This is a genomic window from Leifsonia sp. Root1293 (assembly GCF_001425325.1).
In the GTDB taxonomy this organism is placed as follows: Bacteria; Actinomycetota; Actinomycetes; order Actinomycetales; family Microbacteriaceae; genus Orlajensenia.
Genome location: NZ_LMEH01000002.1, coordinates 566,872 through 579,733, shown reverse-complemented (window position 1 = coordinate 579,733; position 12,862 = coordinate 566,872). Strand labels below are relative to the sequence as shown.

General features: G+C 68.4%; 15 protein-coding genes and 2 tRNA genes. 10 read left to right on the top strand and 7 right to left on the bottom strand.

Annotated features, from left to right (window positions below; genetic code table 11):
• Window positions 1-21 precede the first annotated feature (21 nt).
• Window positions 22-480 (bottom strand): hypothetical protein, encoded by a 459-nt coding sequence (locus ASC59_RS14565; protein ID WP_055824471.1) that lies wholly within the window; start codon window positions 478-480, stop codon window positions 22-24.
• Between the two features lie 169 nt (window positions 481-649).
• Between ASC59_RS14565 and ASC59_RS14560 the strand changes: the two genes are divergently transcribed.
• Both ASC59_RS14560 and ASC59_RS14555 read left to right on the top strand, forming a co-directional pair.
• Window positions 650-1,129 carry an SRPBCC family protein gene (locus ASC59_RS14560; protein WP_055825660.1) on the top strand — a complete coding sequence of 160 codons (480 nt, stop codon included), beginning with the start codon at window positions 650-652 and terminating at the stop codon, window positions 1,127-1,129.
• Window positions 1,126-2,589: a phytoene desaturase family protein gene (locus tag ASC59_RS14555; protein WP_055824469.1), complete on the top strand. Its 1,464-nt coding sequence runs from the start codon at window positions 1,126-1,128 to the stop codon at window positions 2,587-2,589. Before ASC59_RS14560 ends, ASC59_RS14555 begins: the two co-directional genes overlap by 4 nt.
• A 207-nt stretch (window positions 2,590-2,796) precedes the next feature.
• On the opposite strand, the gene ASC59_RS14550 is transcribed toward ASC59_RS14555, so the two are convergent.
• Together ASC59_RS14550 and ASC59_RS14545 are read right to left on the bottom strand one after the other, a co-directional pair.
• Window positions 2,797-3,189: a (R)-mandelonitrile lyase gene (locus ASC59_RS14550; RefSeq protein ID WP_055825657.1), complete on the bottom strand. Its 393-nt coding sequence runs from the start codon at window positions 3,187-3,189 to the stop codon at window positions 2,797-2,799.
• Window positions 3,190-3,345: 156 nt separating this feature from the next.
• A complete protein-coding gene (locus tag ASC59_RS14545) occupies window positions 3,346-4,215 on the bottom strand; it encodes a helix-turn-helix transcriptional regulator (RefSeq protein ID WP_055824467.1) in 870 nt (289 codons plus the stop codon).
• A 163-nt stretch (window positions 4,216-4,378) separates the two neighbouring features.
• On the opposite strand from ASC59_RS14545, the gene ASC59_RS14540 reads away from it, so the two are divergent.
• The 4 genes from ASC59_RS14540 (at window position 4,379) to ASC59_RS14525 (ending at window position 8,005) form a co-directional block, all read left to right on the top strand.
• Entirely contained in the window at window positions 4,379-4,759 is a 381-nt protein-coding gene (locus ASC59_RS14540) for a DUF2255 family protein (protein WP_055824465.1), read from the top strand.
• A 105-nt stretch (window positions 4,760-4,864) separates the two neighbouring features.
• Window positions 4,865-6,295, top strand: coding sequence for an ATP-binding protein (locus ASC59_RS14535; RefSeq protein WP_082513711.1), 1,431 nt, complete (start codon window positions 4,865-4,867; stop codon window positions 6,293-6,295).
• Window positions 6,292-6,801: a hypothetical protein gene (locus tag ASC59_RS14530; RefSeq protein ID WP_055824463.1), complete on the top strand. Its 510-nt coding sequence runs from the start codon at window positions 6,292-6,294 to the stop codon at window positions 6,799-6,801. The genes ASC59_RS14535 and ASC59_RS14530 overlap by 4 nt, the downstream gene beginning before the upstream one ends.
• 163 nt (window positions 6,802-6,964) lie before the next feature.
• Window positions 6,965-8,005 carry an NAD(P)-dependent alcohol dehydrogenase gene (locus tag ASC59_RS14525; protein WP_055824461.1) on the top strand — a complete coding sequence of 347 codons (1,041 nt, stop codon included), beginning with the start codon at window positions 6,965-6,967 and terminating at the stop codon, window positions 8,003-8,005.
• Between the two features lie 68 nt (window positions 8,006-8,073).
• On the opposite strand, the gene ASC59_RS14520 is transcribed toward ASC59_RS14525, so the two are convergent.
• A complete protein-coding gene (locus ASC59_RS14520) occupies window positions 8,074-8,673 on the bottom strand; it encodes a fasciclin domain-containing protein (RefSeq protein ID WP_055824458.1) in 600 nt (199 codons plus the stop codon).
• 379 nt (window positions 8,674-9,052) lie between these two features.
• On the opposite strand from ASC59_RS14520, the gene ASC59_RS14515 reads away from it, so the two are divergent.
• The 4 genes from ASC59_RS14515 to ASC59_RS14500 all read left to right on the top strand — a co-directional run bounded on the left by ASC59_RS14515 (window position 9,053) and on the right by ASC59_RS14500 (window position 12,095).
• The gene (locus tag ASC59_RS14515; protein ID WP_055824456.1) at window positions 9,053-9,607 is read left to right on the top strand and encodes an RNA polymerase sigma factor; all 555 of its coding nucleotides are present in this window, start codon (window positions 9,053-9,055) and stop codon (window positions 9,605-9,607) included.
• Window positions 9,588-10,337 carry an anti-sigma factor domain-containing protein gene (locus tag ASC59_RS14510; protein ID WP_082513710.1) on the top strand — a complete coding sequence of 250 codons (750 nt, stop codon included), beginning with the start codon at window positions 9,588-9,590 and terminating at the stop codon, window positions 10,335-10,337. Before ASC59_RS14515 ends, ASC59_RS14510 begins: the two co-directional genes overlap by 20 nt.
• A 100-nt stretch (window positions 10,338-10,437) precedes the next feature.
• Window positions 10,438-11,667, top strand: coding sequence for an AI-2E family transporter (locus ASC59_RS14505; RefSeq protein ID WP_082513709.1), 1,230 nt, complete (start codon window positions 10,438-10,440; stop codon window positions 11,665-11,667).
• Between the two features lie 2 nt (window positions 11,668-11,669).
• Window positions 11,670-12,095 carry a DUF1801 domain-containing protein gene (locus tag ASC59_RS14500; RefSeq protein ID WP_055824452.1) on the top strand — a complete coding sequence of 142 codons (426 nt, stop codon included), beginning with the start codon at window positions 11,670-11,672 and terminating at the stop codon, window positions 12,093-12,095.
• Window positions 12,096-12,129: 34 nt separating this feature from the next.
• Here the strand turns inward: ASC59_RS14500 and ASC59_RS14495 are convergent, their stop codons facing one another.
• From ASC59_RS14495 to ASC59_RS14485, 3 genes are all read right to left on the bottom strand, one after another.
• A complete protein-coding gene (locus ASC59_RS14495; protein WP_055824450.1) occupies window positions 12,130-12,531 on the bottom strand; it encodes a hypothetical protein in 402 nt (133 codons plus the stop codon).
• A 91-nt stretch (window positions 12,532-12,622) separates the two neighbouring features.
• Window positions 12,623-12,696: transfer RNA gene (locus ASC59_RS14490), tRNA-Met, on the bottom strand.
• Between the two features lie 36 nt (window positions 12,697-12,732).
• Window positions 12,733-12,804, bottom strand: a tRNA-Thr gene (locus ASC59_RS14485).
• Window positions 12,805-12,862 lie beyond the last annotated feature (58 nt).

Sequence of the window (12,862 nt, the reverse complement as noted above, 5' to 3'; positions counted from 1 at the left end):
AGACCACCCTCGGTGCAGCGGTCACTCGGCCGGTCTCGCCTCGTGGTGTCTGCGACCCTGGCTGCGCCGCTCCTCCTTCATCTCAGCCTCGAAGAGATGCCTGCGGCCGGCGACGAGGTCGTCTCGCGCCCGCCGTTCAAGCTCGACGAACGCGGCGTGGTAGCCGTCGTCGTACTCCTCGACGATCTGGAAGGTCCACCGCCCCTCGATGACGTTGCGGCCGACGAGCTCCGACTCGATCCTGTCGGCCAGGTCGCTGTGGCCGGCATCGCGCAACTGCTCGACGGCCTCACCCAGAGCGAGGTCGGCCTGGCCGGTGAGCCTGTGGAAGGCGTACAGATGGCCGCGCGCGTCTTCGGCGACCTCCAGCGCCTCGGACAGCTTGCCGAGCGCCGAGATGGTCTCGTCGGAGACTCCCTCGGGTCGGAGGTGGGCACGATCCGGTCCGTCGCCGGCGGTGGAGTGGCTGCTGGCAGTCATGAGGAGACTCTGCGCCGACCCGAGCGGAGAGTCAACGGGTTGCGACCGCCGTGTAGCGCCCTGTCAAGCACTGTCGCCACTGGTCGGCGCCCCGTACTGTCGAAGTCAGGTCGCGCAGCGCGATCCAGCCGTGACGTGCGTCGTCATCGGCGCCGGAAGGAGTGCAATCGTGTCTCGCAACGTCAAGCGGATGTCGTGCCCGCCGGCTGCCGTGTTCGAGGTGCTCGCCGACGGATGGCTCTACCCGGTCTGGGTGGTCGGGGCATCCAGGATGCGCGCGGTCGACAAGGCGTGGCCTTCACCCCGGAGCACGCTCCAGCATTCCGTCGGCGTGTGGCCGGCGCTGATCGATGACGAGACCGTGAGCGAGGAGTGGGCGCCACCCCACCGCGCGGTCATGCGCGCGAAGGGCTGGCCGATCGGCGAGGCCCGCGTCACCATCGACGTCAAGCCGTGGGGAGACGGATGCCTGGTGCGCATCCAGGAGCACCCCGTCGCCGGGCCGGGCGACTGGGTTCCCCGCATCCTGACCGAGCCGATGCTCTACCTCCGGAACCGCGAGACGCTGCGCCGACTCGCCTACATCGCCGAGGGCCGGCAGCCGTCGACGTTCCATGGGGCCCACGCGGAGACGGTTCCCCCGCAATGAGCGCAACGACCGAGTTCGACGCCGTGGTCGTCGGAGCCGGCCCCAATGGGATGGCCGCGGCCGTCACCCTGGCCCGCGCCGGCCTGCGTGTCGTCGTCTACGAGCGCAACTCGACGCCGGGGGGCGGCGCACGGTCCGCCGAGTTGACGCTGCCTGGCTTCCTGCACGACGTCTGCTCCGCGGTGCATCCGCTCGCCCTCGCATCGCCGTTCTTCCGCGAGTTCCAGCTCCATCGGCGCATCGACCTGCGGTTGCCCGGGGCGTCGTTCGCGCATCCGCTCGACGACGGTCGCGCCGGGGTCGCCTACGTGGACCTGGAGAGGACGGCCGCTGAACTCGGCCGAGACGGTCGCGCCTACGCCGCACTCATGGGGCCGCTCGTGGAGAGGGCGGACTGGGTCGCGAGCCTCACCGGCGACACCCTGCTCCGCGTTCCCGAACACCCGGTGCTCGCAGCCCGCCTGGGACTCCGAGTGCTCGAGCAGGGCACTCCGCTGTGGAACCTGCGCTTCACCGACGACGTCGCCCCGGCGATGCTCAGTGGCGTCGCCGCGCACGCCATCAGGTCGATGCCGAGTCCGACGACCGCCGGAGCTGGACTCTCCCTCGCCGCACACGCCCATGCCCGCGGCTGGCCGATCCCCATCGGTGGCACGCAGGCGATCATCGACGCCATGGTCGACGACCTCATCGCCCATGGCGGTTCCCTGGTGACGGATGCGGAGGTCACCGACCTGCGCGCCCTCCCGTCGAGCCGCGCGGTCATCCTGGACACCACACCCCGGACCCTTCTCGAGCTCGCCGGAGACAGGCTGCCCGGCGCCTACGCCCGACAGCTGGAGTCATTCGAGTACGGCAACGCCGCGGCGAAGGTCGACTTCGCACTCGATGCGCCCATCCCGTGGGCGAACCCGGCCGTGGGCGACGCCGGTACCGTGCACCTCGGCGGCAGCCGCGCCCAGATCGCCGCGGCCGAGCGCACTGTCGCCTCGGGGCGGCACAGCGACGCTCCCTACGTCCTGATCTCGCAGCCGAGCGTCGTCGACGGGTCGCGGGCACCGGACGGCAAGCACACGGCCTGGGCGTACACGCACGTTCCAGCAGGATCCGACATCGACCAGACCGATGCGGTCACGGCCCAGATCGAGCGTTTCGCACCCGGATTCCGCGACACCATCCTGGCGTCGTCGAGTCGAACGGCGATGGACCTGGAGGAGTACAACCCGAACTACATCGGCGGCGACATCGCCTCCGGGGCTGCCAACATCCTGCAGTTGCTGAAGCGGCCGGTGTTCGCTCCAGACCCGTGGCACACCCCTCTCGACGGCGTCTACCTGTGCTCGGCATCGACATCTCCGGGGCCGGGCGTGCACGGTTTGAATGGCTGGCACGCCGCGCGTTCGGCGCTGCGCCGCACGTTCGGGATCGAAGCCCAGCCCGATCTGTCGATCGGTGCCTAGAAACTGTCTGCACAGATTTTGTCAAGCCGTCGTGCCGGCGCCGAAAGCCGACGTATCCTTAGGGCAGAGACCAGCCATGCTGGCATCTGTCGCGACGCGATCCGGGTCGAGCACAATGACGTGCGGGCTTGATGCTCCCGTCCGACGCCGTGGCCCCTCAGCGCATCGCGCCGAGGGGCTGCGCTGTCTCCAGCCCGAGCAGCTCGATCAGCCTGCCGCCCCGGCTCCGTACTCCTCGTCTGTCACGTGGTCGCCCCACGTGGCGTCGTCGTCCTCCCACATCGCCAGGTGGCTCATGAAGGAGTCGCCAGACGCCCCGTGCCAGTGCCACTCGCCGGGCGGCGTGTAGACGGTGTCACCGGGGTGCATCGTGACGACCTCGCCGCCGCGCGACTGGATGAAGCCGACGCCGTCGGTGACATGCACCGTCTGCCCGAGCGAGTGTTTGTGCCACGCCGTGCGGGCACCCGGCGCGAACCGCACCAGGTTGACGCGCAGACGCGAGGGCGCCTCGCCGCGAGCGATCACGTCGAAGTAGACGTCGCCGGTGAACATCTCGGCTGGTCCCTTCGTCGTCGGGGTCTTGGGGAGGAGGTGCATGGTGTTTCCCTTCATTCGTCGCTGGTCTCAGCCGCCGCTGATCGAGTAGTGCCGGACGAAGTCCGACACCCACCGCTGATCGAGTAGTGCCGGACGAAGTCCGACACGTATCGAGATCACCCCGCCGTCTCGACGCATCCGTGCTCCACTCGTCTGCTACTCGACCAGGGAGTCGTCCTGCGTCATCGCCCAGCTGCCGAGGAGCTTCAGCGCGTCAGCCGTGGGCGAACCGGCCGGCGCCGTGTAGACGAGCAGCGTGAGGTCGGCATCGCTCGAGAGCTCCATCGCCTCGAAGTTCAGCTCCAGGGCTCCCACCACCGGATGGTGCAGCCTCTTGAACCCCGTGCGATGGAAGCGCACATTGTGCTTCGCCCAGCGCTGCCTGAACACCTCGCTTCGCGTGGAGAGCTCGCCGATGAGGTCGGAGAGCGCCCTGTCATGCGGATGCTGCCCGGCTTCGAGGCGCAACATCGCGGCGATGTCGTCGGCGGCGCGCTCCCAGTCGGTGAAGAACTCCTGCGACGCCGGGTCGAGGTACACGAAGCGGGCCGAGTTCGGCGGCTGCCGCGCATCCGTCAGCATCGGTGAGTACAGCGCTCGTGCCATCCGATTCGAGGCGAGCATGTCGTGACGGGCGTTGCGCACCCAGGCCGGTGCCTCGGTGATGGCGTCGAGCAGCTGCTGCACGGGCTCGCGCACACCTCTCGCCGTCGGTCGACGACGCGGTGACGACGACAGCGTCGGCACGGAGGCCCTGGCAAGGTCGAAGAGGTGGGCGTGCTCGGCGTCGTCCAGCTGCAGTGCTCGACCCACGGCCTCGAGCACGCTGTCCGAGACGCCGCCGAGATTGCCGCGCTCCATGCGCACGTAGTAGTCGACGCTCACACCGGCCAGCATCGCGACCTCTTCACGACGGAGTCCGGTCACGCGTCGGTTGCCGCCGTAGGCGGGGAGCCCAGCCTGCTCGGGGGTGATCCGCGCCCGGCGGGTGCTCAGGAACTCGCGGATCTGCGCTGTCTGATCCATGGATTCGACAGTACGCCCGGCCTCGGCGGGAAGGGAGGCACTGGTGTTACCCGGAACAGCAGGGACTCCCGCGAGCGAGCGCCGACGAGTTCACTGGTATCGCAGCATCCATCACCACCCACCCACTCGCACAGCAGACCGAGACTCCACGAAAGGACCAGCCATGACCTCATGGACGAATGACGATCTCGCTCGCATCGGAGGCGCTGACGAGCTCGAGCTCGCCTCGCTGCGGGCCGACGGCACTCTCCGGCCCTACGTCACCATCTGGGTGGTGCGCGTCGGAGACGAGCTCGTGGTGCGCTCGGCACACGGCAGCACGAACCCCTGGTTCCGCCGGGCCAACGCGAGCGGCATCGGCCGCATCCGCGCCGCTGGACTGGAACGCGACGTCACCTTCTCGACACCGACCGGAGCCGCTCCGGCGGAGGTCGACGCGGCATACCACTCGAAGTACGACCGCTACGGACCGCGCATCGTGGGAGCGGTCGTCGGCGCAGATGCCGCGGACGTGGCGTTGAGCCTGCAGCCCCGTACGACCTGACGCCTGCGGCTCCGTCCGCGGTTCTCGTTGTGACCGGCGCCGTTGCGCCATACAGTGACGAGAGTCGACCCACCCGGCTCGCGCAGAGGCAAGGAGCAGGAGCACATGACGGTTGCCGACGCAGGCAGAACGGATGCCGCCACCTCGGCCGTGTCGCTCGATGGCAGGCGGTTCCAGTTCCGGGGCACCGTCGACCAGCCGTTCGAGCCCGGCGACTTCGTGTCGGTCTTGGATCCCTCCGGCCGTCAGCACGTCGGCCAGGTCGACGAGGTCACCTTCACCATGGAGGGGTCGCTGCGCGGAACCGGACGCATCTTCGGTGTGACCGATGACGCAGGAGCCTTCGACGCCCGCAGGTCAGCTCCGTTCTCCTCGGGGATCCTCCAGCGTGCGGACGCCGACACGATCGACCTGGTGTTCGAAGCGGCCGACCTCGGCATCGGCGGCATCACCGGCACGGATGCCGTGTCGGCTCGTCTCCTCTCGAAGCGATTCAACCGCCACACGTTCTGGTGCGGCCAGAGCGGGTCCGGCAAGACCTATGCCCTCGGTGTCCTTCTCGAGCAGTTGCTCCTGCACACGGCATTGCCGATGGTGGTGTTCGACCCCAACGCCGACTTCGTGCGCATCCACGAGCCGAATCCGAACAACCCGACGATGGATCCCGCCGCCAGCGAGGTCCTCGCGAGCCGCGACATCCGTGTGCTCCGACCGAGGGTGGAAGGCAGCGACGGGCTGCGCGTGCGCTTCACCGCCATGTCGATGCCGAGCCGCGCGGCCGTGCTGCGGCTCGATCCGCTCACCCACCGCCAGGAGTACAACGAGCTGCTCCACCTCGAGGAACGCCTGGGGAGCATCGAGGCGTCGCAGATCGTCCCGACCCTGGCGGGCCGGAACGTCGAAGCGGCCACCGCGCTGCAGGCGCGCATCGAGAACCTCCGCACGGTGGACTGGAGCATCTGGGCTGGCGAACACGAGGCCGCCACCGAGATCCTCGACCGGCGACCGGATGCGACAGTTCTCGACATCGGCGGCTTCACCTACCCGGAGGAGCACCTCGTCGTCGCACTGGCCGTCCTCGACGATCTCTGGGCGAAGCGGGAGTCGCGCAGGCCTCTCCTCATCGTCATCGACGAGGCGCACAACCTGTGCTCACCGGAGGGCACGTCGCCCCTGCAGACCGCGGTGCGGGAACGCATCATCCAGATCGCAGCCGAGGGTCGCAAGTTCGGCCTCTGGCTGCTGCTCTCGACACAGCGGCCGTCGAAGATCCACCCGGGCATCATCTCGCAGTGCGACAACCTGGTGCTCATGAAGATGAATTCGCCGCTCGATCTCGCCGAGCTGGGTGAGATCTTCGGCTACGCCCCTCCGGGAATGCTCGCGCGCGCGCCGCAGTTCCGCCAGGGCGAGGGCCTGTTCGCCGGAGGATTCGTACCGGCACCTGTGATCGTCTCCGTGAACCCGCGCTTCACCCGTGAGGGCGGAATCGATGTGGACGTGCCGTCCCGGAGCACGGAGGTCGCCGACGCATGAGCCGCGACGTCGTCGGCCCGTTCGTGCAGCGCACCGGGTTCGTCACCGAGGAATCCGTCTACGGGATCGTGCTCGTCAGCGGCATGATCACCGCCAGTGGGGGCCATGGAGAGGATCCGTGGCAGGTATTCACCGCTGTCTTCGTCACGGTGATCGTCTTCTGGGCCGCCCACGTCTACGCAGGCACCATCGCCGGTCCGCGGCGCGCCCCGCAGGAGACTCGCGGCTCCTTGGCGGTCGACTTCCGCCGATCGCTGCGCCGGTCCCTCGGGTTCCTGACTGCCGCGCTCATCCCATCGGCGATCCTGCTGCTCGGCGCACTGCGGGTGGTCGACGACGAGCTGGCCATCTGGGCCGCTCTCTGGGTCGGCGTGCTCATCCTCGCCGTGCTCGGCTACGTCGCCTTCACTCGCTACGGGCACGGCCGGCCCATGCGCATCCTCGGTGCGTTCATCACGGCGCTCTTCGGTGTCGCGATGATCGTGCTCAAGGCTCTCATCCACTGAGCCGCCTGAACGCACACCATGGGGGTACGGGCAACCCCTCCCAGTGTTCGGGGCCACGCGCCTACGCTTGAGACGTCGCCGTGATGTCGCGAGCAGCCCCGGCGCAGTCCGGCGCTGATCGGCCACGGCAGGCCACTCCCCCTCGAGAACCCCCAGGAGATCCATGCTCACCGTCGACGCCTATGCAGCGCCATCAGCCACCGACCCCCTCGTCAAGACCACCATCGAACGTCGCGCCGTCGGCGCGAACGACGTGCTCATCGAGATCGCGTACTCGGGCATCTGCCACTCCGACATCCACACCGTGCGCGGCGAGTGGGGACCGATCAGCTACCCGCAGGTCGTCGGCCACGAGATCGTCGGCACGGTCACCGAGGTCGGCTCCGCCGTCACCAAGCACAGCGTCGGGGACAGGGTCGGCGTCGGGTGCATGGTGAACTCCTGCCGCGAGTGCGAGAACTGCCTCGCCGGCGAAGAGCAGTACTGCCTCGCCGGCAACGTCGGAACCTACGCCGTCGTCGACCGCGACGGCACCATCACGCAGGGCGGCTACTCGACGCACGTCGTCGTCGTCGAGGACTTCGTGCTGAAGGTTCCCGAGTCCATCCCCTTCAAGAAGGCGGCTCCGTTGCTCTGCGCCGGAATCACCACCTACTCGCCGCTCGCCCACTGGAACGCCGGTCCGGGCAAGCGCGTCGCCGTCGTCGGCATGGGCGGGCTCGGCCACATGGCCGTGAAGATCGCGCACGCGATGGGCGCAGAGGTCACCGTGCTGTCGCAGACCCTGAGCAAGAAGGAGGATGGCCTGCGTCTCGGCGCCGACCACTACTTCGCCACCAGCGACGAGGCCACCTTCAGCGAGCTGAAGAACCACTTCGATCTCATCATCAACACCGTGAGCGCCTCGATCGACATCAACGCCTACCTGTCGCTTCTGCGCTTGGACGGCACCCTCGTGAGCGTGGGAGCACCGGCCGAGCCGCTGCCCGTCGGCGTCTTCACGCTGTTCGGCAACCGCCGCAGCTTCGCAGGTTCCAGCATCGGCGGCATCCGCGAGACCCAGGAGATGCTCGACTTCTGCGCCGAGCACGGCATCGCCCCCGAGACCGAGCTCATCTCGGCCGATCGCATCAACGAGGCCTACGAGCGCGTGCTCTCCTCCGATGTGAGGTACCGCTTCGTCATCGACGCCTCGACCATCTGACAGCTGATGCGGCGCGACGATGCTGCGCGACCCGTCCGCGGGCCGCGCAGCACCGTTCTCGTTCTGAGCTAGCTTCCCGGAACGAGCACGCGGTCGATCGTGTGGATGACGCCGTTCGACGCCTTGATGTTGATCGCCCTGAGGACCAGCTTCGGGTCCTTGAGGGTCGGGGACTCATCGCGCAGGGTGATGAGCCGCGGCTTCACGATTCCGCCATTGGCCATCGTGAGCTTGCCCGCGAAGATCACCTTGACCGGGCTCAGTGCTTTGCCCGCCACCACGTGGTACAGCAGGATGTTCTTGATCTCGTCGATGGTGAACGCACCCGTGATGGTCGTGAGCGCAGCGGCCTCGCTCGCCGGGGCGGTGCCGGTGAGGTCCTTCACGAGGCGGGCGAAGGCCCGGTCGTTGGGAGCGAACACCGTGAACTTCGTGCTGGTGTCGGCGAGCACGGGCACGAGCCCGGTCGCTGTGAGCGCCTGGATCAGGATGTCGTAGTCGGCGGGGTTGGAGTCGGGCGTTCCACCACCCGACGCGGCGACGGCCACGTCGACGATCGATCCGGACGGCGACGTCGTGGCAGTGCCGGCGTTGGCTGGAGCCACGGCCGTGAGCACCAGTGCTCCGGCGGTGACGAATGCGGCGGTGACCGCGATCAGCTTCTTCATGGGGGCATTCCTCTTCTCTGATGGCACTGACGTGCCGGTGTGTGGATGCCTCCGGAGACGACTATGCCCGTGTTCGGGGGGTACTGGCAAGGGTTCGGAAAAAAGTCGATCCGGTGCATCCGAAGTGCCCGTTGTGCCGGAAGTAGTGGGTGAAGAGCACCGCGCGAACCGATCGCGCATCGGGAAGGACCCCATGCTCCACGACTCGGCAGGGCTGTCGACGGATGCCTCCAGGGCAGCCCTGCCGGACCCATCACACGACGCGCTCGTGACTATGCTGGGGCACAGCAACGCCCCTGGAAACCGGCCACGGTCGGCTCGAGGAGCGACGCGGCGCGTCGAGCCGACGCGATCCCACCACGGAGGACGACTCGCCACTGTGCTCGACATCGATGACGACGCGGCCATCGCGCTGGCGTTCCGCGCCGGCGACGATCGTGCCATCGCCGCTGCCTATGCGCGCTGGTCGTCGCTCGTCTACACGCTCGCGGTGCGGTCACTCGGCATCGCGGCCGACGCCGAGGACGTGACACAGCAGGTGTTCGTCTCCGCCTGGCAGGGACGAGACAACTTCGACCCGGACCGCGGCCCCCTCCCCGCGTGGATCGTCGGGATCACGCGCCACCGCATCGCCGATGCGCTCGCCGCACGATCCAGGGCACTGCGCATCGTCGAGTCCAGCGAATCCATGGCCCACGTTCAGGAACAATCCGTCGAGGTGGACGTCGCCGAACGCCTCATGATCGCCGATGAGCTCGCACGACTCGATCCCGTGCCGCGAGAGGTCATGGCACTGGCCTTCTACGGAGACATGACCCACACCGAGATCGCCGACAGAACCGGGCTGCCGCTCGGAACGGTCAAGAGCCACATCCGCCGAAGTCTCGGGCGTCTGCGCACACGAATGGAGGTGGATGACAATGCATCTCGATGACGACACCCTGGCACTCATCGCCCTCGGTGATGCCGATCCCGACGGAGCACAGCGCTCCCACCTGGACTCCTGCGAGCGCTGCTCCAGCGAGCTCGATGGACTCCGTCGCACCGTGAGCATCGGCCGCTCGTCGCGGGACGTCGAACTCCTGACTCCGCCGCAGCGGGTCTGGGACGCCATCAGCGCAGAGCTCGGGCTCGGGCACGCCGATGCGAGGGCGGAAGCAGACACGGTCGAGACTCCGGATGCCGCTCCCCCCGCACCCGCATCCATCACCGAGCGGCGCACCCGGCCGACCGGCTTCGCGCGCTGGTGGCCCGTCGCCGCAGCCGCACTCGTGGTGGGCGTGCTGGCCGGCGTCGCCGGGGCGATCCTCTGGCCGATGCCGTCAGCCGACGTCATCGCTCAGGCGGAGCTCGATCCGTTCCCGTCGTGGAACGCCTCGGGCACCGCGCGGCTCGAGCAGAGCGGCTCCGCCGACTCCCGCGATCTGGTCATCGACCTCGATGCGCCATCGGGCACCGACCTGCGCGAGGTCTGGCTCATCGACCCGGCGACCAACGGGCTCGTCAGCCTCGGCCAGCTCTCGGGCGCGAGCGGCCGCTTCGTGGTTCCGGCGGGAATCGACCTCGCCCAGTTCTCCGTGGTCGACATCTCCGACGAGCCCGCCGACGGCAACCCGGCGCACTCGGGAGACTCCATCGTGCGTGGCCAGCTGCGCCAGCTCTGAGCCGCCGACCGGATGGGATCGTCGCCGCTGTGGAGAATCAGACGCGACGCCGCGTGTCCACCCCCGCAGCAGCTCCTGACCGGGCGGGTACCGTTGGGCCATGAGCCACAACGAGCCTGACTCCGTGCCCGACCCGGTTCCGCCGGCCCCCACGACGACTCCGGCACCGGGGCCAGACCTCGTGGCACCGGATGCCGCCCCGGCCGCCGCCTCGCCGTCCCGTCGCCGCCCCCACCGGCCCCTGCGATCGCTTCTCACCGACGGGCTCGGAGAGGTCGGCATCAGGAGCGCCCAGATCCTCCTCGGCCTCACCCTCGCGGCCGTCGTCGTCTGGGGCCTGGTGCAGCTGAAGCTGGTCGTCATCCCGGTGCTCATCGCCCTGATCCTCGCGGCCGCGCTGTCCCCGGTCATCGGCTGGATGCGTCGTCGCGGCCTGCCGGCGATCGTCGCCACCTGGATCACCCTCATCGGCGGCATCGTGATCTTCGGCGGCATCATCACCCTCATCGTGTTCGCGGTGCGCGGCCAGTGGGAGGAGCTGTCGAAGTCGGCCACCGACGGCATCGACGCCGTCGGCGACTTCCTGCAGAGCGGCTCACTGCCCATCGACCAGGACCAGCTCGACAGCCTCAAGGGAACGGTCACCGACTTCTTCACCAGCAGCCAGTTCGGCAGCGGCGCCATCGCGGGCGTCTCGGTCGCCGCGGAAGTCGTCACCGGCGCCCTCCTCGCCGTCGTCGTTCTGTTCTTCTTCCTCAAGGACGGCGACCGCATCTGGGCGTTCTTCCTGCGTCCGTTCAGCGGCCGCAGCCTCGAGCGCGGCCAGCGCATCGGCGCCACTTCTGTCAGGACTCTCGGCGGCTACGTGCGCGGCACGGCGATCATCGCGTTCGTCGACGCGGCCGGTGTCGGCATCGGCCTGGCGATCCTCCAGGTTCCCCTGGCGCTCCCGCTCGCCGTGATCGTGTTCATCGGTGCCTTCATACCGATCGTCGGTGCCACCGTCGCCGGCATCCTGGCAGCGCTCGTCGCCCTCGTCGCGAACGGACCCGTCGTCGCGCTGATCGTCGTGGGCATCGTCATCGCGGTCAACCAGATCGAGGGCAACTTCCTGCAGCCCGTCGTGCAGGCGCGGTCGCTCAAGCTGCATCCGCTGGTCATCCTCGTCGCCCTGACAGCTGGAACCATCCTCGGCGGCATCGTCGGCGCCGTGCTGTCGGTGCCGATCGCCGCGGTCGCCTGGGCCATCGTCAAGGCCTGGAACCCCGACGACGAGCCGGCTCCCCCGTTCGCCGAGCCATCACCGGCGGAGAAGACCGAGGCAGCCTGACCGTGACCGAGACCAACGAGGTCGGGGACTTCATCGCAGCTGTGCCGTCGGCCCGGCGACGAGCCGACGCCGAGACCCTCCTCGGTCTCTACTCGAGGGTCACCGGGGAACCGGCCCGTCTCTCCGGCACGATCATCGGTTTCGGCAGCCACCACTACCGATACGAGAGCGGCCGCGAGGGCGACGTCGCGGCCGCCGGCTTCTCACCGCGCAAGGCCGCCACGTCGATCTACCTGATGGACGGCATCTCGCGCTACCCCGACCAGCTCGCGCGCCTCGGTCCTCACACGACGGGCGTCGGATGCCTCTACATCCGCGACCTCTCGGCCATCGACCTCGGCGTGCTCGAGCAGATCATCGCCGAGTCGTACACGACGCTCACCAGCGACACCTACACGCTTCGTGCGCGCGCCGGAGAGCCGGGCTGAACGATCACCCGCTACGACGATCGGTGCTCCGCGGTCACGCCGTGAGGAAGGGAAGGAGCACCGAGACCACGAATGCCACGATCCCCACTGCGAGGAAGATCAGCGACAACAGCCACAACACGTGCGACGCCTCACTGTGCCGGTCGAAGCGCAGGCGTCCATGCTGGTCGGCGAATCCCTTCACGGCGTCGAGGTCGGGGATGCCGGCGGCCTCGGACGGCGCCAGTGCGCGCTCGTGCACCTGATCGACGGCGAACCAGCGCGCAGAGAGCGGACCGCCGCCTCCGATGGGCCCCACGATCTCGACGTCGACCCGCCGCCAGCTCCACAGGCCGGAACGCCAGATCCAGACGCCGAGGAACAACGGGATGCCGATACCCAGGCCGATCCACGAGAGCACCTCGACGGTGATCGCCAGTACATCGGAAACACTCACCGGCAGAGCCTAACGGCTGATCATGCTCCGACCCCGAAGACGCACTCCGGCATCCGGCAGAGAACGCGCTCGTCGAACGAGCCTCTTGTTGTAGCGGGAGCGGGACTTGAACCCGCGACACCACGATTATGAGCCGTGTGCTCTAACCACCTGAGCTACCCCGCCGCGGACCCCGACGCAGAACTTCACGTCGAGAGTCTGAGCCCCCTGTGGGAATCGGACCCACTACCTCTTCCTTACCAAGGAAGTGCTCTACCAATGAGCTAAGGGGGCCAAAGTGTGGGGCGCTCGAGAGCGCGCCACGTTTTTGGCACCAGTAGAGAATAGCATC

Excerpts from the sequence above, each read along its gene's own strand:
- ASC59_RS14565 (WP_055824471.1), bottom strand. The coding sequence starts at position 480 with ATGACTGCCAGCAGCCACTCCACCGCCGGCGACGGACCGGATCGTGCC.
- ASC59_RS14530 (WP_055824463.1), top strand. The coding sequence starts at position 6,292 with ATGAGCCGCGACGTCGTCGGCCCGTTCGTGCAGCGCACCGGGTTCGTC.
- ASC59_RS14505 (WP_082513709.1), top strand. The coding sequence starts at position 10,438 with ATGAGCCACAACGAGCCTGACTCCGTGCCCGACCCGGTTCCGCCGGCC.
- ASC59_RS14550 (WP_055825657.1), bottom strand. The coding sequence starts at position 3,189 with ATGCACCTCCTCCCCAAGACCCCGACGACGAAGGGACCAGCCGAGATG.
- ASC59_RS14540 (WP_055824465.1), top strand. The coding sequence starts at position 4,379 with ATGACCTCATGGACGAATGACGATCTCGCTCGCATCGGAGGCGCTGAC.
- ASC59_RS14510 (WP_082513710.1), top strand. The coding sequence starts at position 9,588 with ATGACAATGCATCTCGATGACGACACCCTGGCACTCATCGCCCTCGGT.
- ASC59_RS14545 (WP_055824467.1), bottom strand. The coding sequence starts at position 4,215 with ATGGATCAGACAGCGCAGATCCGCGAGTTCCTGAGCACCCGCCGGGCG.
- ASC59_RS14535 (WP_082513711.1), top strand. The coding sequence starts at position 4,865 with ATGACGGTTGCCGACGCAGGCAGAACGGATGCCGCCACCTCGGCCGTG.
- ASC59_RS14525 (WP_055824461.1), top strand. The coding sequence starts at position 6,965 with ATGCTCACCGTCGACGCCTATGCAGCGCCATCAGCCACCGACCCCCTC.
- ASC59_RS14520 (WP_055824458.1), bottom strand. The coding sequence starts at position 8,673 with ATGAAGAAGCTGATCGCGGTCACCGCCGCATTCGTCACCGCCGGAGCA.
- ASC59_RS14555 (WP_055824469.1), top strand. The coding sequence starts at position 1,126 with ATGAGCGCAACGACCGAGTTCGACGCCGTGGTCGTCGGAGCCGGCCCC.